Annotated in this window: 19 protein-coding genes and 4 pseudogenes; 13 read left to right on the plus strand and 10 right to left on the minus strand. The window is 61.1% G+C overall.

Going from position 1 to position 21,999, the window contains the following annotated elements:
* Nucleotides 1–12: 12 nt before the first annotated feature.
* Together QCE48_RS16870 and QCE48_RS16875 are read left to right on the plus strand one after the other, a co-directional pair.
* Nucleotides 13–1,677 carry a GMC family oxidoreductase N-terminal domain-containing protein gene (locus QCE48_RS16870; protein ID WP_309788606.1) on the plus strand — a complete coding sequence of 555 codons (1,665 nt, stop codon included), beginning with the start codon at nt 13–15 and terminating at the stop codon, nt 1,675–1,677.
* A gap of 136 nt (nt 1,678–1,813) precedes the next feature.
* Nucleotides 1,814–2,392 carry a MarR family transcriptional regulator gene (locus QCE48_RS16875; protein WP_309788607.1) on the plus strand — a complete coding sequence of 193 codons (579 nt, stop codon included), beginning with the start codon at nt 1,814–1,816 and terminating at the stop codon, nt 2,390–2,392.
* Nucleotides 2,393–2,687: 295 nt separating this feature from the next.
* Here the strand turns inward: QCE48_RS16875 and QCE48_RS16880 are convergent, their stop codons facing one another.
* The 5 genes and pseudogenes from QCE48_RS16880 to QCE48_RS16900 all read right to left on the minus strand — a co-directional run bounded on the left by QCE48_RS16880 (nt 2,688) and on the right by QCE48_RS16900 (nt 6,475).
* On the minus strand, nt 2,688–2,996 hold the full coding sequence (locus tag QCE48_RS16880; RefSeq protein WP_309788608.1) for a DUF4148 domain-containing protein: 309 nt from the start codon (nt 2,994–2,996) through the stop codon (nt 2,688–2,690).
* Between the two features lie 351 nt (nt 2,997–3,347).
* Nucleotides 3,348–4,160, minus strand: a complete 813-nt coding sequence (gene hpaI / locus QCE48_RS16885) for a 4-hydroxy-2-oxoheptanedioate aldolase (RefSeq protein WP_309788609.1) — start codon at nt 4,158–4,160, stop codon at nt 3,348–3,350.
* Between the two features lie 9 nt (nt 4,161–4,169).
* Nucleotides 4,170–4,532, minus strand: a pseudogene (locus QCE48_RS16890) (2-oxo-hepta-3-ene-1,7-dioic acid hydratase); the annotation flags it as partial.
* Nucleotides 4,533–5,257: 725 nt separating this feature from the next.
* Nucleotides 5,258–5,855, minus strand: a pseudogene (locus QCE48_RS16895) (RES family NAD+ phosphorylase).
* Nucleotides 5,852–6,475, minus strand: a complete 624-nt coding sequence (locus QCE48_RS16900) for an integrase (RefSeq protein ID WP_309788610.1) — start codon at nt 6,473–6,475, stop codon at nt 5,852–5,854. Before QCE48_RS16900 ends, QCE48_RS16895 begins: the two are co-directional and overlap by 4 nt.
* Before the next feature lie 537 nt (nt 6,476–7,012).
* Between QCE48_RS16900 and QCE48_RS16905 the strand changes: the two genes are divergently transcribed.
* The 3 genes from QCE48_RS16905 to QCE48_RS16915 all read left to right on the plus strand — a co-directional run bounded on the left by QCE48_RS16905 (nt 7,013) and on the right by QCE48_RS16915 (nt 9,236).
* Nucleotides 7,013–7,945: a hypothetical protein gene (locus QCE48_RS16905; RefSeq protein ID WP_309788611.1), complete on the plus strand. Its 933-nt coding sequence runs from the start codon at nt 7,013–7,015 to the stop codon at nt 7,943–7,945.
* Nucleotides 7,946–8,565: 620 nt separating this feature from the next.
* Complete coding sequence (locus QCE48_RS16910; RefSeq protein WP_087660108.1) at nt 8,566–8,808, plus strand: AbrB/MazE/SpoVT family DNA-binding domain-containing protein; 243 nt, start codon at nt 8,566–8,568, stop codon at nt 8,806–8,808.
* Nucleotides 8,805–9,236 carry a PIN domain-containing protein gene (locus tag QCE48_RS16915; protein ID WP_309788612.1) on the plus strand — a complete coding sequence of 144 codons (432 nt, stop codon included), beginning with the start codon at nt 8,805–8,807 and terminating at the stop codon, nt 9,234–9,236. The genes QCE48_RS16910 and QCE48_RS16915 overlap by 4 nt, the downstream gene beginning before the upstream one ends.
* Before the next feature lie 177 nt (nt 9,237–9,413).
* Here the strand turns inward: QCE48_RS16915 and QCE48_RS31930 are convergent, their stop codons facing one another.
* The 3 genes from QCE48_RS31930 to QCE48_RS16925 all read right to left on the minus strand — a co-directional run bounded on the left by QCE48_RS31930 (nt 9,414) and on the right by QCE48_RS16925 (nt 11,266).
* Entirely contained in the window at nt 9,414–9,524 is a 111-nt protein-coding gene (locus QCE48_RS31930) for a hypothetical protein (RefSeq protein ID WP_404983419.1), read from the minus strand.
* A 485-nt stretch (nt 9,525–10,009) separates the two neighbouring features.
* Nucleotides 10,010–10,435, minus strand: coding sequence for a heme-binding protein (locus QCE48_RS16920; protein WP_309788613.1), 426 nt, complete (start codon nt 10,433–10,435; stop codon nt 10,010–10,012).
* Nucleotides 10,436–10,459: 24 nt separating this feature from the next.
* Complete coding sequence (locus QCE48_RS16925; RefSeq protein ID WP_309788959.1) at nt 10,460–11,266, minus strand: zinc-binding alcohol dehydrogenase family protein; 807 nt, start codon at nt 11,264–11,266, stop codon at nt 10,460–10,462.
* Nucleotides 11,267–11,329: 63 nt separating this feature from the next.
* Between QCE48_RS16925 and QCE48_RS16930 the strand changes: the two genes are divergently transcribed.
* Nucleotides 11,330–11,644, plus strand: coding sequence for a transposase (locus QCE48_RS16930; RefSeq protein ID WP_309788614.1), 315 nt, complete (start codon nt 11,330–11,332; stop codon nt 11,642–11,644).
* Nucleotides 11,645–11,909: 265 nt separating this feature from the next.
* On the opposite strand, the gene QCE48_RS16935 is transcribed toward QCE48_RS16930, so the two are convergent.
* On the minus strand, nt 11,910–12,947 hold the full coding sequence (locus QCE48_RS16935; protein ID WP_309788615.1) for an IS110 family transposase: 1,038 nt from the start codon (nt 12,945–12,947) through the stop codon (nt 11,910–11,912).
* Between the two features lie 48 nt (nt 12,948–12,995).
* On the opposite strand from QCE48_RS16935, the pseudogene QCE48_RS16940 reads away from it, so the two are divergent.
* A pseudogene (locus QCE48_RS16940) lies at nt 12,996–13,892 on the plus strand (IS3 family transposase); the annotation flags it as partial.
* Nucleotides 13,828–14,265, plus strand: a pseudogene (locus tag QCE48_RS16945) (transposase); the annotation flags it as partial. The pseudogenes QCE48_RS16940 and QCE48_RS16945, both read left to right, overlap by 65 nt.
* Nucleotides 14,266–14,570: 305 nt before the next feature.
* Here the strand turns inward: QCE48_RS16945 and QCE48_RS16950 are convergent.
* Nucleotides 14,571–16,271 (minus strand): FUSC family protein, encoded by a 1,701-nt coding sequence (locus tag QCE48_RS16950; RefSeq protein ID WP_309788616.1) that lies wholly within the window; start codon nt 16,269–16,271, stop codon nt 14,571–14,573.
* A gap of 406 nt (nt 16,272–16,677) precedes the next feature.
* Here QCE48_RS16950 and QCE48_RS16955 point away from each other — a divergent pair, with 406 nt between their 5' ends.
* The 5 genes from QCE48_RS16955 (at nt 16,678) to QCE48_RS16975 (ending at nt 21,843) form a co-directional block, all read left to right on the plus strand.
* Entirely contained in the window at nt 16,678–17,040 is a 363-nt protein-coding gene (locus tag QCE48_RS16955; protein ID WP_309788617.1) for a hypothetical protein, read from the plus strand.
* A 75-nt stretch (nt 17,041–17,115) separates the two neighbouring features.
* The gene (locus QCE48_RS16960; protein WP_309788618.1) at nt 17,116–17,607 is read left to right on the plus strand and encodes a hypothetical protein; all 492 of its coding nucleotides are present in this window, start codon (nt 17,116–17,118) and stop codon (nt 17,605–17,607) included.
* 477 nt (nt 17,608–18,084) lie between these two features.
* A complete protein-coding gene (locus tag QCE48_RS16965) occupies nt 18,085–19,332 on the plus strand; it encodes a porin (RefSeq protein WP_404983421.1) in 1,248 nt (415 codons plus the stop codon).
* A gap of 222 nt (nt 19,333–19,554) precedes the next feature.
* A complete protein-coding gene (locus QCE48_RS16970) occupies nt 19,555–21,315 on the plus strand; it encodes a tannase/feruloyl esterase family alpha/beta hydrolase (RefSeq protein WP_309788620.1) in 1,761 nt (586 codons plus the stop codon).
* Nucleotides 21,316–21,492: 177 nt separating this feature from the next.
* Nucleotides 21,493–21,843, plus strand: coding sequence for an FAD-dependent oxidoreductase (locus QCE48_RS16975; RefSeq protein WP_309788960.1), 351 nt, complete (start codon nt 21,493–21,495; stop codon nt 21,841–21,843).
* The last annotated feature ends 156 nt before the right edge of the window (nt 21,844–21,999 follow it).

The raw sequence follows: 21,999 nt of genomic DNA on the forward strand, positions 1-21,999 counted from the left end.
AAAAGACACACTATGAATGCTTTCGACTATGTCATCGTGGGCGGCGGATCGGCCGGATGCACGCTTACGGCAAGACTTGTGCAGGCCGGCAAACGTGTCGCATTGATCGAATCGGGACCGCCCGACAATCATCCATTCATCCACATTCCAGCGACCTTCATCAAGGTGCATAGCACGCATCGCATGTGGATGTATAAGACACTGCATCAGTCGGGTGTCAACAATCGCGAGATGTATATCCCGCAGGGCCGTACGCTCGGCGGCGGCAGTTCGGTGAACGCGATGATTTACATTCGCGGCCAGCATCAGGACTTCGACGACTGGGAAGCGCTCGGCGCGCGCGGGTGGGCCTGGCACGACGTTCTGCCGTATTTCGTAAAAAGCGAAGGAAATGCGCGGATTAGTGGACCGCTGCACGGTACCTCGGGGCCGCTTAAAGTCAACGATGCACGTCACGTGCACCCGTTTTCGCGCGCGTTCGTTGAAGCCGCAACGCAAGCGGGCGTGCCTTTTACCGATGACTTCAACGGCGAACGCCAGGAGGGTGCGGGCCTGTTCCAGACGACCACCTTCGACGGACGGCGAGGTAGTAGCGCGGCGACTTATCTCAAGCTTGTGAAGCACGATCCGCGCTTGCGTCTCGTCACCGGGGCGGATGTCCTCAGGGTGCTGTGCGACGGGCGCCGTGCAACCGGCGTCCTTATACGTCATGCGAACGGGGAGGAAGAGCGTGTCGGGTGTCGCGAGGAAGTAATCGTCTGCGCGGGGGGAGCAGCGAGCCCGAAGCTTTTAATGCTCTCTGGCATCGGGCCAGCCGAGCATCTGCGCGACCTTGACGTTCCCCTGATTCACGACCTGCCGGGCGTTGGAGAGAACTTCCAGGACCATCTGACCGCGCCGGTCTATGGCCGCGCCCGGCATCCGCATAGTTTGCTTGGGCACGACAGGGGACTGCGCGCAATGATGCACGGGTTGCAGTACGTATTGGCGCGCTCAGGTCTCTTGAGCTCGAATGTGATCGAAAGCGGCGCGTTCATCGATACAGCAAACAGTGGTCGCCCCGATATCCAGATTCACACCACGCCGACGCTTGTTGGCGATGTCGACCGCAAGCCGCTCGAGGGGCACGGCATTACCATTGGACCATGTGTGGTGCGTCCGAAGTCGCGCGGCACGGTGCGGCTTGCATCAAAGGATCCGCTCGCGCCGGCGCTGCTCGATCCGCGCTTCTACAGCGATCCGTACGACATGGAGACGATGATTCGCGGCGTGAAGATCAGCCGCAAGATTTTGCGCGCGCCGGCGTTGCGCGAAGCGATCGAGGAGGAGCTGATGCCGAGCGCGAACGAGGACATCAGCGATTCGCGTATCGAAGAGCATATCCGCGCGGTGTCAAAGACCGTGTTTCATCCGGCGGGAAGTTGCCGCATGGGCGTTGATGCACTGGCGGTGGTCGATCCGCAACTGCGCGTGCATGGCCTGAGCAATTTGCGCGTCGCCGATGCTTCCGTTATGCCGGCGCTCGTGAGCGGCAACACGAACGCGACGGCGATAATGATCGGCGAGCGATGCGCTGATTTCATTCTAAATGTGTCGAAAAAGAATCAGCTCGAGAGCAGGGCGCCGAACGACCAATCCATATTTCCTTTTAAATCCTCACATGCTGCAAAGCTTTGACGGCGCGCGCTCGGAAGCGCAGCCCCCACGGACCCGGGACACAATCCTCCGCTTCTGCTAAAATGCGTGACGTTGTCATGCACATTGGGCTGAAGCGAGTGTCCTTGATTGCTGGAGGTAAACCGTGGGAACGATAATGCGAAAGGGCAATGAATCGCGGACGGAGCGCGCAGTCGCAAATCGAGAGGATTCGTCGGCGGGGAGCGATTTGCGCGACCTGGTCTCGTTTCAACTGCGTCAGCTGACAAACATTTACACCAAGGGCTCGTCGAGCGCATATGAAAGCCGCTTTGGCCTGACGATGAATGAATGGAGGTGTATGGCGCTTCTGCACGGCAAGCGCGGCATGTCCATGAATCGGCTCGCCGAGCATGCGCAGTTTGATCGAGGTCTCGCGAGTCGGACGGTCCGCGGCCTGGAAGAGCGCGGCCTGCTCGCCCGCGAAGCAGACGTCAATGACGGACGCGGAGTGGTCATCACGCTGACTGCTCAGGGTAAGGCGCTAGTGTCGCAGGTATTTCCGATCGCCGAAGAACGCAACGCGAGGCTGCTTTCGTGCCTTACCCGCGCGGAACGCGAGATCCTACCCGGTATTCTTGAGAAGCTCATGAATCAAGCGCGCGCCATGCTTGATCAGGAGCGCGAGGAAGCGGAGTTGCGTTCCGGTTCTTCGAACTCATGGCAGGAAAAGGAAGGCCATCGGTTGTCGGTGTAGTGAAAGCATATGGACCGGAGCCATCTTGCCTTTTTGTAGCGTGCGCTTTTTTAATGATGTTCTGACCTTGCCGAAGAAACCGAACTCCGGCTTTCCAGCGCGACGGGGCAATTGGCGCTTGTACGCAAGTTTGGCAACGGCCGCGGGTCGCGAGTAGAGCGTGCCAGTGCGAGCGGTATGGGAAACGCGATCCTCTGCCGCTCACGCAATTTGGACCAAGTTCCCCCACTGATCGCACAACAAACCCGCGCATACGCCGATGAACGTGCCTCTAATCGTCCGCGTGCATCAGAGGCTATTGCTGGGGCTGCCCGATGCCAGCCTTTTTTTGCGCGTCTTGAATATCCTGAGGGTAGTTGGAGTCATCCCGAGCACCGGGCTTGTAGCCAGCGTCCTCCAGCTTCTTCAGCTCCGCATTCTTCTTGGCACGAGCCTGCTTTTTGGCAGCTTTACGATCTGCCTTACTTGGAGCCGCGGTAGCGCCGTCCGCATTTGCCACCGGAGATGACGTCTCGGATTGAGCCGACGCAATAGCGGACTGAAAGAGCACTAACGAAGTCGCCGCTATCACAAACACCATTCTCACCCTAGATGCGGGAGTCATGATTTTCTCCTAGAAGCAATTTACATCAATTGGCGTCTAAAACGCTCGCAGGGAACCGCTGGATGTCTTGAGCAAATTTTGGTCCCGACAGAGTGCGCTGAGGTTGTGTTGCCGATACGGCTCGAATGAATCGCTGAGGAAAGCGAAAAGCACTGACCTTCCGGTCGCAGGCAGGACGAACTTGACGCCATTGCCGACAGTCTACAGTCTGAATAGCCGGGCTCGGCTGCGAAAAAGTCATATTTGGTAGTCTGCCGGCTCTCCCGTTTGAGTGCGTCAGACCTCAATCGTGCGAGAAGTCGAGGTGGACTGGCTAAGCTAGGGATCGTGGCCATCGTGCCCTCGTCATCTTTAGTACGCGCTGGATCGGCTCGCCGGCGCGTCGGACGTGGCGTCTGGTTTCTTGTAAAACTGCGCGAGGTCGCGGCAAGCGCGGGTCAGCAAGCTGGTGTCGACGCCGACGGCGACGAACAAGGCACCGGCATCGAGGTACTGTCGGGCCAATTTCGGGTCGGGTGCAAGCACGCCCGGCGCCTTGCCGGCCTTGCGCACGACCGCGATGCCGTCGAGAATGGCCTTCTGTACATCGGGGTGCCCCGGTTGGCCGAGCATCCCCATCGAGGCCGACAGGTCGGCGTGGCCGAAGAACACGCCGTCCACCCCTTCGGTTCCGGCTATCGCGGCCAAGTTCGCGAGGCTCTTCATTGTCTCGACCTGTAAGAGTATGCACATTTGCGCATCGGCGTCATTCAGGTAGTCCGCGACCTGGTTCCAGCGTGACGAGCGCGCCAGCGCAGAGCCGACTCCACGAATTCCGCGCGGCGGATAGCGTGTAGCCGCAACAAGCACCGCCGCCTGTTCGGCCGTCTGGACAACGGGGACCAGCAGCGTCTGGGCACCCACGTGAAGCAGCTGTTTCATCAGCGGTACGTCGCCGATCACGGGACGCACGATCGCATGCGTCGGGTACGGGGCGACCGCTTGGAGCTGGCCGAGTACGGTGCGCAGATCGTTCGGGGCATGCTCGCCATCGATGAGCAGCCAATCAAAACCTGAACCCGCCATCGCCTCGATTGCATAAGGATCGGCCAGACCGACCCACAGGCCGATCTGTTGGCGCCCCTCTTTGAGGGCTTGCTTGAATAAGTTTTGGGGAATTTGCATAGACCGCCTTCAAACGAAGCGAAAAGCTACTGAACCGAGCGCGCCATAGTCGACGTGGAAGTTGTCGCCGGCCTTTGCCGGCGTTGGTCGCGTGAACGAGCCGGCAAGCACCACATCGCCAACATTGAGTTGTTCGTCATAAGGTGCAATCTTGTTAGCCAGCCACGCCACGCCTGTGGCCGGGTGATTAAGCACGGCGGCGGCCAGACCGGTCTCTTCGATCACACCATTTTTGTAAAGAAGCGCGCCGATCCAGCGCAAGTCGACTTCGGTCGGCTTCACTGGCCGGCCGCCCAGGACAATGCCGGCATTCGCGGCGACGTCACTGACGGTATCAAAGACCTTGCGCATGTCCTTGGTGTCGCGGTCCGGCTCGGGGGTAGCGTCTTCGATGAGATAGAGCATGGAAGGCCATCCGATAAAAAGAAAAACCCGCGCACGGCACACGTGTCGCGGGCATGGCGTCTGGTGCTTTGGCGCTTCGGACCGCGGCGACAGCGGGTATCAACGCCGCACACGCGGTCTCGATGCGCCGGCACCCGTCGCAGCGTGAGCATCGGAACAGCACACGCGATGCGCACATGGTTCTCCACGCCCAACGCGCTACCGTGCCCCACGCCGACATGCGCCGCCTCCAGCAAATAGTTGACGAAGTCGAGATCGGTAGCGACGACATCGCCCGAAGGCGTAGTAGCACCTATCGCGCCCGAGCAGTCCTCATCGCAATGCAAGCCGGGGCAGCGTGCCATGGTATCGACCACGAGATCGCCGCAGGTGCGCAACTCATCGAACCATTCGAGGGGAAATCCGTGCCGCCTTCCAGCGCCGCGAGCGTCGCCGCTTGCGAGATCGTGTTGGATTCGACGTGCTCTGCGATTTGCAGCGTCTGCATCGCCCAGATTAGCCACGCGGACCGCCCGCATAGCCGATGCGCCAGCCCCTTATCGAATACACCTTCGATACGCCGTTGACCGTCAGCGTGCGGCCGCGCAGACGCGGTTCGACCTGCACGGGCGTATAGAACGGCTATCCTCACTTGGAAGGATTGATTCAAGCGGAAGGAAAAGCTCTTCGGACCCCGTGGGCCGTCAACGGACTCAAACTTTGGCCACCTCAATGCGATACTGATTTACGAAAGCGGGCCAGTCGACATGTTGCGCCAGCGGGAGATCGTCGACCACCACGACTTTCGCCCGTGCCCGATAAAAAAGAGCGATGCATGTCGCGGGAAAATTATTCCGCGAGGGATAGAGCAGACCGTCGAAGGCTGGGAAGCCGCTGTTGTCGAGCGCCTCGTAAATCTGCCGAGAGATACGCTGCGTGTGGATGTAACGTCGGCTTGCCAGTTGACCGAGATTGAGGCCGAACTCACGCGCCATCACGCCTGGTGCGGTCATGTCAGCCAAGTTTAGTCGCTCGACTACGCCGACAGCACGCACAATGCGACACGAACCTCGCTTAGCGTAATGGTTCGCGACGGCTTCGGTGCCATTGGTGCTGATGAAAAACCGACTCCATCAATGCAGTCGGAAGGTCGAAGCCCAAGTAGAGAACCCCATAGCCACCCTTCGGATCGTCATATCGATTTGCGGAGCTTGTACCAAAATAGAGCGGCGTGGCGGCGTATTCGATTCGGCTAATGTGTTGGAGCAGTTCTCTCGCCGCAATAACGCGGCTTGGCATCGACAAAATCAAACTGCTGCCTCACCGTGAATACCGACCACGCTCAGCACAACCTCGACAAGTTGATCGAAGTTGCCTGGCGTCACGGCTTCGATAGGTGAGTGACCACCGAGCGAATCATTTCGAGACGACAGCGCACGATAGAGCGTCCATGAGTCTACCGACGCCGCTCGGTTGAGCGCTTCGCGCGTGAATTTCAGCTTCAGTGGATCGAGCTGCCAGTCGGGCAGTCGCTGACCCCGACGACCCACATCTAATGCGAGAAGGCGCCGAGGCTGTGCTGATAGATCTTTATAAATCTGTTGGCGCGACTTGTGTGCGAACCGCGCAAATTCCGTCAGCGGAATGTTCCCGGGTGCATCGTATGCGCGCAACAACGCTGCACGTCCGCGCTGCACGTCAGTCGCCGACGGCTGCCAGGGTGACTCTGCACGAAGCGCGCGTGCTTTCACTCGCAGGTCCGCGGTGAGCTGGAGCGGCGAGGGCGCGGCCTCCGCAAATTTCTCTCGAATCAAAGCGTTCAGCTCGGCGATGAAGGCATCCTCGTCATCGATGCGTACGGCGCGTTCGAAACGATGAGCGTCTTCAGCGGTGATTTCAGGGAACTCCATGACGGGCATTGGCTTGGACATGGTTCGGCCTCGCGCGAAGCACAATACCAGAACAATGATCGCTTTTGTCGTGTTTGTCAACTTTGTCGCCTTAGCCTCTGGTTGACGGGAAAAACATGCGCAATTCGATATCGCATTTGACATAAATTTATTTGTCCCCATTTTATACATCGGGCGGCTTTAGGGTGCGACGCGAAGCACACGAGAAGGGACTTGCTCATTTGCTGCGTCATACGCACGGCGAACTCCGTTTGGACAAGGAAGTTGTGCTGGTTGTCGGCGTCTTCAACGGCGGCCTGGATCACCAGGCTTCGCCGACGGCTGGTGGCCGGCGCGTGAACCATGCATCTGCGAGCAAACGTCAGGGAAGCTTCGCGTGGTATGTGCGGGCATGTCTTCCGATCGCCGGTGATGGGCGCAATACTGTGAATTCTTGATCGGATGCGCCTACCGGAGGGCCGAAGGCTATGGAATGGATGCCGAATCCTAGGCGGCCGTTGGCGCGGAGTGCCTCGCAACGTCTGCTCATCGAGGAGGCGATGAAATGAGGAACGGGACATGAGCATGCCCGCGGTCGGTTCGCCCTTGTGGATCGAAGGCGAAGTCAGGCGATACCTGACAAGGGGCGACTACGACTGCTTCTTTGCCGGCTGGCCAGGACGCACAGTGATTGGTATCGCCACCGACGCCACGCAACGACTGCGGTCGGCGCTTGTGGAAGCCACACTGCGCCGGGCGCGTGGGTTCGAGCGATCGGCGCCCTTGGCCGAGCCGATCGATCCGTGGCTGCGCTACAAGCTCAGCCCCATGGTGCAGGGACTCTTCACCGTCCATGAACGTAATTGCGTGCTCGACGCGCTCGCACGCGGGATCGTCTTCCTCACACCGCACAATATCGTCGACGTGCTTACCATGGAACCGTGGCTGTCGACCGCGTGGCGCCTCGCGAATCTGTATCTGGATAGCTTGGGCGCGCAGCGGCTCGGTTCGCAGGCCGGCGAGCTGGTCGGATTAAGCCAGGGCGCGACCTGCTACATGTCGATCGCATACTTTGACCAGACCGATCCATTTGCGGACTACGTCGTGCATGAGGCAGCGCACGTACTGCACAATTGTCGCCGCGCAGCGATCGGTCTACCGGAGCGTCGTCACTGCCCAACGCCGCTCGACATCGCTTTCCATCACCGCGAGACCTTTGCCTACGCGTGTGAGGCCTACAGCCGGATTCTTGCGACGACTCACGATGGCGAGTCCCGACAGGCGGCGCTCGAGCGGCACAAGACGTCGGAGTTGCCGCCCGATGAGCGGGTGGATCACGGAGAATACCTGGCGATCCTGACGGAGGCAGTTCGGGCGCGCAATGGCTGGCGATGCATCACAAACGGTGTGCGCCGTAACGACGGCGACTCAATTTCCGGCACGACGCGATGGTCACGCGAAGCACGTCCACCTGCCGCCCGCGACAGGCGACAGCGACTGGAACTCAGATAGATGTCGAGGACTTGGGAGAAACGGCAGAACAGGGCTGGATGCCCATGAATTCAGGGAGGGTCTAATACGATGGGAGCACCGCGTTTTGTCTATACGATCTCCTGTGTCGCAAAGATACTCGGTGAGTCGGAGGATTGGCTGGACGAACTGGCGAGTATGAACCTGGAGCCAGAGGACGGGTGTCTCGGGATCATAGAAGATCTGGACGTCCCAACTGAGCAGTTGGCCTCGGTAACCGCGTTCACGGATGCTGGGATCGAGGCGCTCAAGGAACTGGTCGCTGAAGCGAAGCGGGAGTCTGGCGGGACGGGCAGCGCAGGTCGATAGGCGCCGATCAGGAGGGTGCGCGCCTATCGGGGTAGTCGTTCGATACGTGCAAAATCGCTAACCGTTTGCAAGACCGCTTGCAGCAAGGCTGTATGTGTTCACCGTTCCGCCGTAGTTGGCTGATTTGCAATTCATTGGTTGATCGATGCTGTTCGGAATAGACCATCGTAGATTGCGCGGATTGAACGATTACATCTGCAGCCCCGCGAGGCGATCAGCAGAATCACCGTCGGACTTGAAAAGTATCGGGTTGGATATACACTTGTACTTATGTGTATCCACTGGAGCTATTCATGCAAGTCGCAAAATGGGGCAACAGCCTTGCCGTCCGGCTGCCCGCGAGCGTCGTCGATGCGCTCGGTTTGAAGGAGGGCGACGACATCGAGATCTATGCCGATCAATCCGGCGCGTTCTCGGTCGGCAAAAAGCCGACCGTCGCTGAGCGAATCGAGCGCCTGCGCAAGTACCGCGGGCGACTGCCTGCCGACTTTAAGTTCGATCGGGAATCCCTCAGCGAAAGGGGAAACGCTGAATGACCGTTGAGGCACCTACGCGATGTGCCGTCGATAGCAATGTGATTGCCTATCTATTCTCCGGCGACGCCGCGAAGGCTGACCGGGCCGAGGCGCTGGTGGTGAAGGGAACACCGGAGCCCGTCATCAGCACGCAGGTAATGAACGAGGTTACGCTCGTTATGAGCCGGAAAATGAAGCTCTCGTGGCCGGAAATCAACGTCCTCCTGGGCGATTTGGAGGAGTTCTGCGAGATCGTGCCACTGACGCTTGAAGTCCACAAGGAAGCACGCCGTATCGCCGAACACTACGGATTCAGGTTCTACGACTCGTGCATCATCGCCTTCGCGTTGCTCGAAGATTGCGAAGTTCTCTACAGCGAAGACATGCAAGACGGCCAGGTTATCTTCGACCGGCTGACGGTGGTCAATCCGTTCTTATCACCCAGTTGACCGCCGTCTAAATCGTGGTCGGGCGTCGCAAGTTGATACCGCCGATGCTTTTTTCCATTCGGCGCGGCGGACTGCTGCGCCGGGATACGGTCGACTCATGTACACGGACCGCTGTTCAGCTCGCAGAATTCGTTGCGCGGGCCGGTGAAGCGAGCTTCGAGCGATGTCGCGTAGTCGTTACCCTTGAGCTTCATCGCCGATTACGAGCGTACCAGCGTGGACTGTGGCTCCGCCCGTAAAGGGGCTGGCGGCGCTCAGGAGGGTGATGCCCGGGCCGATCTGCGGCACGCGACTCGGAAGCAATCGTGCAGCGATTTGGGATATATATATTCTCGCCGCCTCGAAGGTAGGCGGAGATAAAGAGTCCTGGCTGTGGCGAATTATTAATCCGCACCCGGCAAGAGGTTTGGACCCGCAGGTTTCACTGAAAGCCAGGTTTCAGACAATGAGATCGGCACCTCTTGTAAGGCCACTCTCTTGGAAGCGTGTGCCGAAATCGATCAGCCCGAGAGCGCCGCGAGCGTCGACAAGCGCAAAGGTCTTAAAGACAACCGGCTTGATCTTGCCGCTCTCGAACAGCCCAACATCCCACGCTTTATGAGCGTGGCGATGCGATGTGACACCGGAAAGCCTGCAGGTGGGCCGACTTAGCGCTCAGGGGCACCCCAATTGATTCCCCAGCCAGGTCGGGAGCTGTAAAAAGAGCACTGGCCCGAAGCGGAGCTACTCCAATGAACGCGGCTGCCACAGAGAGTATGGGGGCCGCGCCCCACTCATTGCAGAAACCCAGCCTTACGCAGCGCCTCTTCAGCGGCCTCATGGTCTTGAACAGATGTGCCGCCAGAAACACCGATGCCACCCACGAGGCGTCCTTCGTGAAACAGCGGTACGCCGCCGCCGACCGGCGTCAAGCGCGGATGGTGCGCCAGCGGGGCAACGGTCGATTCGGCCATGTACTGATTCCATTGGTGCGTGGCCATGCCGAACGAGGCGGCGGTCCATGCCTTGTCGATGGCGACGTCAACGGTAAGGAAAGGAGCCGCGTCTGCGCGCTCGAAAGCGCGCAGGTGGCCACCCGCATCGGTAATGGCGATCGTCGCTGCGAATCCGCGCGCTGCGCAGGCGAGGCGTGCCTCTGCCAGCAATGCTTGTGCGGCTTCGAGGCTGATGGTTGCCGTGTTGATGATTTGCGATGTCATGTTTATGCTCGTTGTCAGAATGGTTTAGCGGTTGGCGACGACGACTTTTCCGATCATGTTGCCGGCCTCGACCAGCGCATGCGCCTCGGCCAAATTTGCGGCGTTGATGTCGTCAATACGTCGGGTCAGGGTGTGCTTGAGGTCGCCCCGATCGACCAGTTCCGCCACCCGGCGCAACAAGGCGTGTTGCCGTGCGATCGTGCTGGTGTTGAAGATCGCGCGGGTGTACATGAGCTCCCAGTGAATCGAAATGGACTTCGCCTTGAACGGTCCGATATCCAGACCCACCGGGTCGTCGATCAGGGCGAACTGGCCTTCCGGGCGCAGCACGGCGGCGATTTGCGGCACATAGGCGGCGCTTTCGTTCAAACCGGCAACGTGGGTGACGTGTTCGATGCCGAGCTCGGCCAATTGGGGCGCCCAAGGCTGGTGGTGATCGAGGACGTGATGAGCGCCATGCGCCAGCACCCACTCGCGGGTCTGCGGTCGCGAGGCCGTGCCGATGACGGCCATGCCAGTCAGCTCGCGTGCCAGCTGTGTGAGAATTGAGCCGACACCGCCGGCCGCTCCGACTACCAGCAGCACGTTGTTATCGGTTGGATCGGCAGCCTGAACGCGTAGGCGGTCGAACAGCAACTCCCAGGCGGTGATCGCTGTCAGCGGCAACGATGCGGCTTCCGCGAAGTCCAGCGATGTCGGCATGGGTCCGACGATGCGTTCGTCCACTGCGTGCAGTTCGCTGTTGCAGCCCGGCCGCGTGATGTCGCCGGCGTACCACACACGGTCGCCCGGCTTGAAGCGCGTCGCCAACGGGCCCGTAGCCCGGACGATTCCCGCAGCGTGAAGTTGACCCGCCGAAACGGACGCCTATCCTTTGGATAAGGGGGTGTCAAAATGGGCAGGCATCGAGCACCGTGCCCGGCGGAATTCCGGGCTCGCATAGTGGACTTAGTAAAGGCGGGGCGAACGCCTGAGGAGTTGGCGCAGGAGTTCGAGCCTAGCGTGCAGACCATAGTCAACTGGGTAGCACAAGCTGACATTGATGCCGGCGTGCGTCACGATGGGCTGAGCACGGCTGAGCGCCAAGAACTCACGCGTCTGCGCCGCGAAAATCGGCAGTTAAAAATGGAGCGCGACATACTCTCTCACGCGGCCGCCTGGTTCGCCCGCGAGACGGGAGCCGTATCCTCGAAGGATACGGATTCATGAGAGCGTATATGGACGCCTCCCATCTGCAAGGGATTTCCAGGGCGATGAACATGGCAGGGACGGGATGCAGCTGTATATCCGACATTGTTGCAGCATGAGTCTGCTGCGGGCCTGTATGGAAGCCGCGGACTCGCACCTCATTGAACCGGCGAGCTGGACGCTCCTGCTCTCATTCAGGTTTAGCGGGTCCCGGGTCCGACCTGTTTTGCCATCACACTCGATTTCCAACGCAGTCTTTGAAGGTCTTAAAAAAAGAGCAACCGCTTTATGCAAGCGGCGCGCTCGGGGTTGGCCTCACACTGTTGAACCCGTTTTGATATGGCCGGTCGTGGGCCAGAATTGCCCAGATTGTGCGCGCCATCTTGTTGGCCAAGGCAACCACTACAACGTTGAACGGACGTCGCTGCCTGATTTGTTCGAGCCAGGGGTCAGTGTGTTTGCGGCTTTTGACAACGCTGCGTGCACCATGAACCAGCAGGGTGGGTAAATAGGTATCGCGGCGCTTGCTGATTCCCAGCAGTTGGATCTTTCCTCCGGAACCGGTCTGTTTGGGCACGAGCCCGACGCTGGCGGCGAACTCGCGGCCGGACCGGAATGCTTTCGCGTCGCCGATCATAGCTACCGCGGCCGTGGCCGTGAGCAGGCCCACACCAGGTATCTCGCTGTTTGCTTTAACGGCGCGGTCTTCCTTCTTCCAGTCTCGCATCCGTCGTTCGATGGCGCCGATCTGGTGATCGAGCGTAGCAAGTCCATTCCATTGCTCGCGCAACGTATCAATGAGCACTGCGGGCAGGCGCTCGGCCAGTCGCGCGAATGCGGAGGGTATTCCGTTGTCCAGCGCTGCACGCCCCACTGCCATCACTTCGCCGTACTCGGTGAGCAGGCCTCGCAGATTGTTGGTCTGCATGGTGCGGAACTTGACCAACTGCTGACGCATGCGGTGCAGTGCGAGCATCGCCTGTTGCATCTCGGTCTTGACCGCGACGGACTGGCCGGGCAGTTGGACGGCTGTCCAGATTGCCCGGGCATCCGCGGCGTCTTTCTTGTTGCCGATGTTGAACGCTTTCACGTATTGCGGCGGCATCAGTCTGACCTCATGTCCCATCTGGGCGAGTTGGCGACCCCAGTGATGCGAACCGGCACATGCCTCCATTCCAATCAGACATGACTCGCGGTTGGCAAAATATTCCAGAAACCTTGAGCGCTTGATTGGCCTGTTCACGATTTCACCAGTCTGCTGGTCTACGTGATGAACCTGGAACACGCTCTTGGCAATATCGATTCCGACTGGCGTAAGTTTCATTTTGGATCTCCCGGATCGGGTGGAAACATACACATGATATTTCGGCCCGTAAGAGGCGAGCGGGAGGCGTCCATTCCATTGAACCGGGCTCGCTGGCCCATCGCCACGATGGCACGGCTGCTGGGAGTCTCGACCAGTGGTTACTACGCGTGGCTAGTGCGCGAGCCATCAAAGCAATCGCGTAGCGATGGCCAATTGCTTGCACGCATTCGTACGCTGCATGCGAGTTCGCGCGGTACCTATGGGGCGCCGCGCATCCATGCGCAGCTCGCGCTAGAAGGCGTGCACGTTGGACGTAAGCGAGTAGCGCGTTTGATGCGCATCGCGGGCCTATGCGGGGCAAGCCGACGGCGATGGCCACACACTACGCGGCGACGTGCCGGAGCTCGGCGTGCGCCGGACCTCGTACGCCGACACTTCAGCGCGGAGGGCCCGAACATACTATGGGTGGCAGATGCCACCTATATCCCGAGCGGCGAAGGGTTCTTATATCTGGCCGTCGTGCTTGATGTGTTCAGCCGGCGCATCGTCGGTTGGGCGATGTCGAACCATCTTTATACCGAGCTCATGTTGCGCGCCCTAGACATGGCCCTCCAGCAGCGACGTCATGAGGGCGTAATTTTGCATTCGGACCAGGGGGCCCAATACACATCCATTGCCTTTGGGCGCCGCTGCCGCGAAGCCGGCGTGCAGCCGTCGATGGGGACAGCCGGCGACGCGTACGACAATGCAATGTGCGAGTCGTTCTTGGGCACGCTCGAAGCTGAGCTGCTGTCGCGCGAACACTTCGCGACCCATGAACATGCACGGCGGCGCATCTTCTCGTTCATGGAAGGTTGGTACAACGTACGCCGCCTGCATAGGCGAGGCGCTGGCAAATTACCGTCACCGCCTGCGGCAACAGCACAGCGTGCCATTGCTGAGCGCCTTCAAGGCATGGCTTGACGAGCTAGCGCCGAAGGTCTTGCCGAAGAGTTTGTTCGGCGAGGCGGTCGGCTACTGCCGCAGGCAATGGCAGTACCTGATCCGCTACGTCGACGACGGGCGATCCCCCGTTGATAACAATGTCATCGAGCGCGACATCAGGCCGTTTGCCACAGCGAGAAAATCGTGGCTGTTCAGCGATACGGAAGCCGGTGCGAAAGCAAGCGCGGTCGTCTACAGTCTGATGCTCACGTGCCGAGCTTGCGGCGTCGAACCACATGCCTGGCTGCTGCACGTGCTAACCGAGTTGCCGCAGCGGTCCCCGGACGCTGACATCCGCGACCTGCTGCCGTTCAACTACGCCAAGTGGCAGGCCGAGGCAAGCGTCAGCTGAGGCAGCGAGCACGCTTCGATCATCGCGTTGGCGCGCACGTCGTCAGGTCCGCTAGACGCGGCCATGCTTGCCCTTCGCTTGCTATTGATTCCCTGTTCGGTGTGCTAAAACTACCGCTTACGGTCGAGGCGCTCGAAGAGCGCATTCTGGTCCGAATTCGGAAGCCCGCTCGGCGCTCGCGGGCAGCGTGCGCAGTAGGACAAGCGCTGTTAGATGCATTTACCCCCGATTTGTGAAGCGGCACTCATGGCAGTGCGAAGGTGCGCGGCGCTGTCGGCAGATGCGCGGTTCTGGTGTCTAGCGCGTTAAGGATCGCGGTGATTCGATACGTCGGGAACTAGCGAATCGAACAAGTCTCGAAGTTCGGCTTGTAGAAGCTCTGGTAGTGAATCGAGCCGTATCGAGCCGCTTTCGCCGCGCACAGCGGCAATGACGTCAGCAAGGACAGCGTTCACGACTGCCAGCTCCTCCGACGTCAGATGCGCGGAAGGATCGAGGCCGGCTTCCGGGTCGTCGACCACCGCTTCGAGAGACCAGCACGCGGCCAGAATCTTGTAGCCCAACCTTTGCGTGGCGACGACGGCTGGCCACATCCTTTCGGCGGCGTCTCGATGGCGTGCGATACCGCCGGCCGTATCCGTCTCGTAAGACCTAAGGAGCTTGAAAATGCAATGCTGGAGGTCGCGCCGCGCGAGCAGCGCCGCATCCGTGGTCACCTTGCCCGCCGCGACGTGTACCAGTGCGGCATTCGCCGCTGCAAGTGTCCGCGCGATCTGTTGACGCAACGAGGCGGGGGAGCCGCGTGGTCCGATGAATGCATACACGAGCAAACCGATTGCACAGCCGACGGTGGTGTCGATCCCGCGTGCCACGAGCAAAGTTCCTTCGTCCGACCCGGCCTGGCCGCCGGAAGCAATCACCAGGGCGATCGCGGTAACGAAGACGACGGCCAGCGCGTAATTGCGCGTCACCAGAATCTCGACGAGGAACTGAAGACTCATTATTGTCGCGACGAGCCACAGATCGGTAGGGTGGGCCGCGAGTATTGCGCCCGCGACCCCGAGGCCGACGATCGTGCCGATGGTGCGCTCTACTCCGCGCTGCAGGGTTCGCGCCCAGTCCTGCCCCATGTGCAGCACGAGTACGGCGGCCGCCATCGCCCAGTAAGCGCGCTGCAGGCCAACAACCGCGCCCGCCGCACCAGCGAGCGTCACGGCTACCCCCACGCGGCCCGCCACGATGAATGCCGGCGATTGGAGCGTCAGATTCTCCAGCAGAAGTCGAGACGATCGAAGACGACCTAGCGGGACATCGGCGTCGTCCGCGTGCTGATCCTGGCCTTCATTGAGGGATGTTGTCTCGATGCCAATCGCACGCGCCCGCTTCGCCATTGCATCCGACTTCGCGGCAGCCAAATCGGCAGTGCCGACGCACGTCGCAAAAATCAGATGCAGTTCTCGATTGAGCGCCCTCAAGCGCGTAAGCGTGCTATCGGCGCGTGGGTTGGGTGGTTGAAACGAGACAAGCGTAGCCCAGGCGTCGTGGAGCGCGAGGGCTGCATCGTGACGTGCGCGATCCCGTGCTTCGATGCCCGTGGCCTGCGCAAAGTAAGCCACCGCATCGGCGGCGGCGGCGACGGCCGATTTCTCAGGTCCTCTTAGCGCGACAAGCGCCCCGAACATGTGCACGACCCACGACACCGCGCCTCCGCCGAGCACGAGCCAGAAGACGCGATCGACGGGAACCGGCACCGCGGTCCCGGCGGCGCACGCCAGGGCGAACATATAGGCGCCTGGCGGGCCGATCCGAAGCGACTGACAGACGAAGGTCGCAATCATGGCGATCAGCGTGACGAGCGGGACAGCCATGAGCGGCCATTGTTGCACCCACACGCCGAGCGTGACGATCGCGCTGAACGAGAGCGCGAGGCCCGCAAGGAGCCAGGCGCGATTCGAATACGGACGCTCCGATCCGTACAAGGCGGTGAACGCGCCGATCGTCGCCATCAGTCCCGCCGACAGGTCGCCAGCCGCCCATCCGACGGCGACCGGCAGTCCGATGCCGAGCGCCGCGCGACAGGCGACGGGCCATCGTCGGCCCGATTTGCGAAAGCTGAGGAGCATGCTCACCCCGAACGCCCGATGTGGCGCGTCCATTGTTGAGCGAAGCAGGCGTTTCATGCGCTGGCACCTGCGAAGATGGCGTGACCCGAGTCTATCCGGCCCGGATTGAAACGACGCATGCGCGGCCCCGCGATGACGTACGCTTCTGCCTGGTTCTGGTCGCCGCATCCGACTGATCGTGGCAAAGCAAATTCCCCCGTGAGGCGTTCAGTGTGGCGCGGGAAGCCCGAGGTCACACCGCCGCGACGACCGATAATCATCTCGCAATGCATCAGAAGCACGTCCGATAATGCGACCGGCACTGCTGTGCAAATTCGGGTTACCGTCGTCGAATCAGCATTTTCCGACCCAGCCAATGACGGTTACCGGCACGACACAAGTCTTCCTCATCGTTGGCGATCCCGTCGCACGAGCGCGCGCGCCCGAAGTGTACAACCATCTGTTCAAGCGTCATGGTGTGGATGCCGTGCTGGTGCCGATGAAGGTGCCCGCCGCGCGTCTCGCCGATTTCGTGCCGCGCGCATTTGACGCGCAAAACGTTGGCGGCATCTGGGTGACGATCCCGCACAAGGCCGGGATGACCGCGCTTATGAGCCAGTGCGACTCGGTGGCACAACTTTCCGGTGCCGTCAAAGCGGTAAGCCTTGGTTAAGACGGCGCGCTGTTCGACGGTACCGGCTTCGTCAAGGGACTCGATCATTTCGGCATCGCGGTGACGGGACGGCGCGTGCTCGTCGTCGGGGCCGGCGAAGGAGGGCAGGCGGTCGCGGCAGCACTGGCGTTGCGCGGCGTCGGACATCTCGCGATCCACAACCGCAGCGCCCACCGCGCGGTCGAACTGGCCGCACAACTGAAGCCGCGGTTCGGCCAAGCGATTGAAGTTGCCGCAAGCGCGGACGCGGCGGGCTACGATCTGATCGTCAAATGTACGTCGCAAGGGCTCAAGCTCAAGCCGGATGACGCCCTGCCGTTCGATCTGACGCGCGTCGATGCCGGCGCCGCGGTCGTCGAAATCATTATGACGCGTGAGCTCACGCCGCTTCTCTGGGCGTGTGCCGAACTCGGCATCGCTGCCCATCCGGGCTTCGAAATGCTGATCCATGGTGCCGGAATATCTTCGTTTCTTCGAGCTGACCGATGTCGCCGAGCACTTGCAGGGCGACCTGTCGGAAGTGCGTGCGCTGCTAAGCCCGAAATGATGACCGGCTCCACGCGGTAAGCTCCTTCGATAGTTGCGTCGGCCCCCCGGCGCCTATCAACCGGACGCGCGCGATCCAGCGCAATGCCGGTCGCACTTTAAACAGCGTGTTCGCAATCGCGAGCCGCGCTTTTCAGCTGCGGGAGAATCGCCGCCGAGTCATCGACGCGCGACGTTCAATTCAAACGCGTTTGCACACGCATCTAATTTATTTATCGATGCATTTTACGCCGATCAAACCCTGGAGCGTTTCCAGGAGCGGTTAGCCACGCTGCGTTCACGCTTCGCAGGCCTTCCTCAAGTAACACATCACTGGTTAACCCCATCTTTCTCGACCACTGCGTCGGCGTAAGTTCGTAGCCGCCGGCAACTTATCCGCTATCGATTTCCCGTATGCCGTGCAACGTCTGTCAGAGAGCGAGGTGCTCGCATGGCGCCCGGCAATGCGATCGGATGGCGTCGGGCAAACCAACCAAAACCAACGAGGGACTTTCAAGAGTGAAACGTCGATTCAGGCACTTGAGTGCAGGTGTAGTTGCGGGTGCAGCGGCCATCGCGACGCCGGTGTTCGCGCAGAGCAGCGTGACGCTGTACGGTATCGTCGACGACTCGATTGTCTATCAGAGCAGCCAGACGAATCTCAACAAGACAAATCCGGGCCGCTCGAACGTCAAGATGGCGTCGGGCATCTGGGCGGGCAGCCGCTTTGGCCTGAAGGGCGCGGAAGACCTCGGCGGCGGCACCAAGGCGATCTTCCAGTTGGAATCGGGCTTCGACATCAACTCGGGGCAGGCCCAGTTCGCCAACGCGCTGTTCGCGCGTCAGGCGTGGGTCGGGATGACGAACGCCGCCTACGGTACGTTCACGGCCGGCCGTCAGTACAGCTCTTACTACACGCTGCTCTCGCCGTATAGCCCGACGAACTGGCTCACGGGCTACTTCGGCGCGCACCCGGGCGATCTGGACGGCCTCGACACGATCTACCGCGCGAACAACTCGGTCGTGTATACATCGCCGAAGCTCTACGGCGTGACGGTCAGCGGCTCGTACTCGTTTGCAGGCGTGCCGGGCAGCGTGTATCAAGGCTCGACGTGGTCGGCCGGCGCGCAATATGCGCAAGGCCCGATCGGCCTCGCGGTGGCGTTCTCGCGCATCAACAACGCGGCGAACGGCGGCGGCATCTACAGCAGCAGCTCGACCACCATAAATGACACGACGAGCACCACGGGCGGCGGCCAAGCGGGCGTCTCGGCAGTCACCAACGGCTATCAGCGTGCGCAGGCGCAACAGCGCTTCGCGGTCGCCGGCGGTTACACGTTCAACAGCGCGTGGGACATCACGGCGACCTACACGAACGTTCAGTACATCCCGGGCGTGAACTCGCTCTTCACCGACGAAGCCGTCTTCAACACGGCCGGCACGGTGCTGCACTGGAAGGCATCGGCGGTGTGGGACTTCGGCGCAGGCTACAGCTACACGTGGGCGAGCAAGGCGAACGGCATCAACGACGCAGCGTCGTACCACCAGTTCAACCTGTCCCAGTACTACTCGCTGTCCAAGCGCACGGGTCTGTACGCGCTCGAGGCGTTCCAGCGCGCGAACGGCAACACGCTCGCGACGCCGTCGGGAACGGGCGTGAACCGTCAGACGTCGGCCAATGCGTCGATCGGCGATGGCTTCCAGGGCGCACCGTCGGCCTCGCGCAGCATGTTCGCGGCGGGCGTGGGCATCATCCACCGCTTCTAGTTTTCCCGAACCGGTGGCAGGGAGGCGCTTTGGGCCTCTCCCACTGGTTCCATTGACGATCGAGGAGACGTCGCATCGTCAACTTCGCAGACCTCCTTCGTCGCGCACGGGAGGTCAACTCGAAGCTCGTCGCAAGCTTCGAAGTGAAGCGTCACCGTCAGCAGGTCCCGGCTTGTGGCCACTACATCGATGTCCGACAGAAGAGGCAGGAAGGAGGCAAATATGAGAATTCCGAATCACATTGCGCGGCTCATGCGCGCCCCAACGCGGGCAGGCTCGCTGCTGACGCTGTTCGTCATTTGCGTGTCGGCCTCCGTCGTCGGTGCCTGCGGCAGCAGTGACAACAGTCCAGGCAACACACCGTTGTCCGTCGTCAAGCCGGTCGTCGACTGTTCCAAACTGGCTTCGATGGATATCACCGACATCGGCGGTGCAGGAAGTTCGATTACCTCGGCCACGGTCACCGCTGCCGCCGTCAACGGCGCGACGGTCAACTTCTGCACGGTGAAGGGAACGCTCGCCCCGTCGAACACGTTCGAGGTCGCGCTGCCGGTCAGTTCCTGGACGCAACGCTTCGCCGAACTGGGCTGCGGCGGCCTGTGCGGCAACCTGAGCGACCCGACCAAGCCGACCTCGTTCAGCTTCAGCTACGCCTGCCCGCTCGTGCAGGAAGGCGGCTTCGTCACGGCAGCCACCGACATGGGCCACGCCGGACAAAGTTCGGCGTGGACCACCGACCCGCAGAAGCAGGCCGACTTCGCATATCGCGGCCAGCACATCACGACGCTCGCGGCGAAGAAACTCATCCAGGCATACTACGGGCAGGCGCAGAAGTATTCGTACTTCGTCGGCTGCTCTGACGGCGGCCGCGAAGCGCTGATCGCCGCTCAGCGTTATCCCGCCGACTATAACGGCATCGTCGCCGGCGCCCCCGCCGCGCACTTCCAAATCCAGAACTCGCTGTATCACGGCTGGAGTGTCGAATCGAACAGCACGACAGGCACCAGCGCCGGCAATGCCGTGTTGTATGCCGACAAGGCAGCCGTTCTCCACAAGGCGGTCATCGCCGCGTGCGGCAACCAGTCCGGCGCGCCCGACGGCCTGATCGCCGATCCACGCACCTGCAATTTCGATCCGGCATCGATTCAGTGCGCGGCAAGCGCTTCGAGTACGAGCACGTGCCTGACTGCCGCTGAAGTCGCCACCGCCAGCAAGATTTATAGCGGCCCGACCGATGCCACGACCGGTGTCCGCATGCTGGCCGGTTCGCCGCAGTATGGCTCCGAGGCCAACTGGGTCGGCGTCGAAGTACCGACTTCGAACTCGACTGACGCCCCGGTGCCCGTCACCGGCCTGTTCAGCTACTCGATCGTGACGGGTGCCTACAACCTGATCTTCACGGGTTCGCCGTCCATGCCGAACATCGATACCTTCGGCTACCGCGACGCAAGCTTCTATCCCAGCTACTTGCAGGCCAACCATCCGCTCAACGATGCAACCAGCCCCGACCTCTCAGCTTTCAAGAACGCAGGCGGCAAGCTGATCCTCTGGCACGGCTGGGCGGATCAGCACATCTCGCCGCTCTTCACGATCGCGTACTACCAGGCGGTTCAGAACACGATGGGCGAGTCGAGTGCGAACGAGTTCACGCGCCTGTATGTCGTGCCCGGAGTCGCGCATTGCGGAGGGGGCGAGGGCTTTCCCAACATCGATCTGGTGTCGAAGATCACCGGTTGGGTCGAGCAGGGCACGGCGCCCGCCGCCGTCACGACCTACCAGACGGATGCGTCGAATAACGTGACGGCCTCGCGACCCGTGTATCCGTACCCGGCGGTCGCCAAGTACACAGGTTCGGGCGATTGGCACACCGCCGCCAATTACGCGCAAGGCGCACCGCTGTACACCGCCGCTGCACCTGTTTGGGCGGGTTCCAGCTTCTACACGTCCTATAGTCCAAAGACGCAGGGCGTCGCTGCGCCCTAATCAGGAGGGCCAGCTCATTGGCTTTCTACGCCGCAGCGGTAGGAGACGGCGCGGCGACAGACCTCGTCGCGTTTCTCCACGTTTTCACGAATTGCAGCAGCCGGACGCGATTCTGCTCGCGCCTGACACGGCGGTGATCCCGTCGACGTCTGGGCGTCGTGTACGATCGCGGCCGCGCTGGCAGCAGGCGCGACCGAGGCGAACGTCGACTGCGTCGCACGTTATACCGCGCGACTGATCGATGAAGGGCGTCGCGAGTTTGCGGGGCTGCCGGTACACGCCATACATACTTGGGCATGTGCCATTGACACGACGCCCGATCTCATACCTGTCATTTCCGACGGAAGTACACTTCCGGGCTTTTGTATCGCGAGTGGATTTAGCGGTCATGGCTTCGCTCCGGGACCAACCGCCGGCGAGCTGCTGGGGGATATGGTGACCGGAGCCAGATCAATGATGGGCATCGCACCTTATCGTTTGGAACGCTTCAGCGACGGGACGGCGGTAAAGGTGCCCGAGATAATGTAAGGTGATGCAAAGCCGTCCCCCCTTCGCTGGCGCATAAGCGTCGATGCGCACCGGCCGCTGCGGGCCGACGAGAACCTCGGTCTTGTTCTCACCCGAACGGCCAGGCGCTGACGCCCTTCACTGTGAGCCTGGCTGCGCTGGGAACCGGTATTTGGG

This window comes from Caballeronia sp. LZ024 (genome assembly GCF_031451455.1).
GTDB lineage: Bacteria > Pseudomonadota > Gammaproteobacteria > Burkholderiales > Burkholderiaceae > Caballeronia > Caballeronia telluris.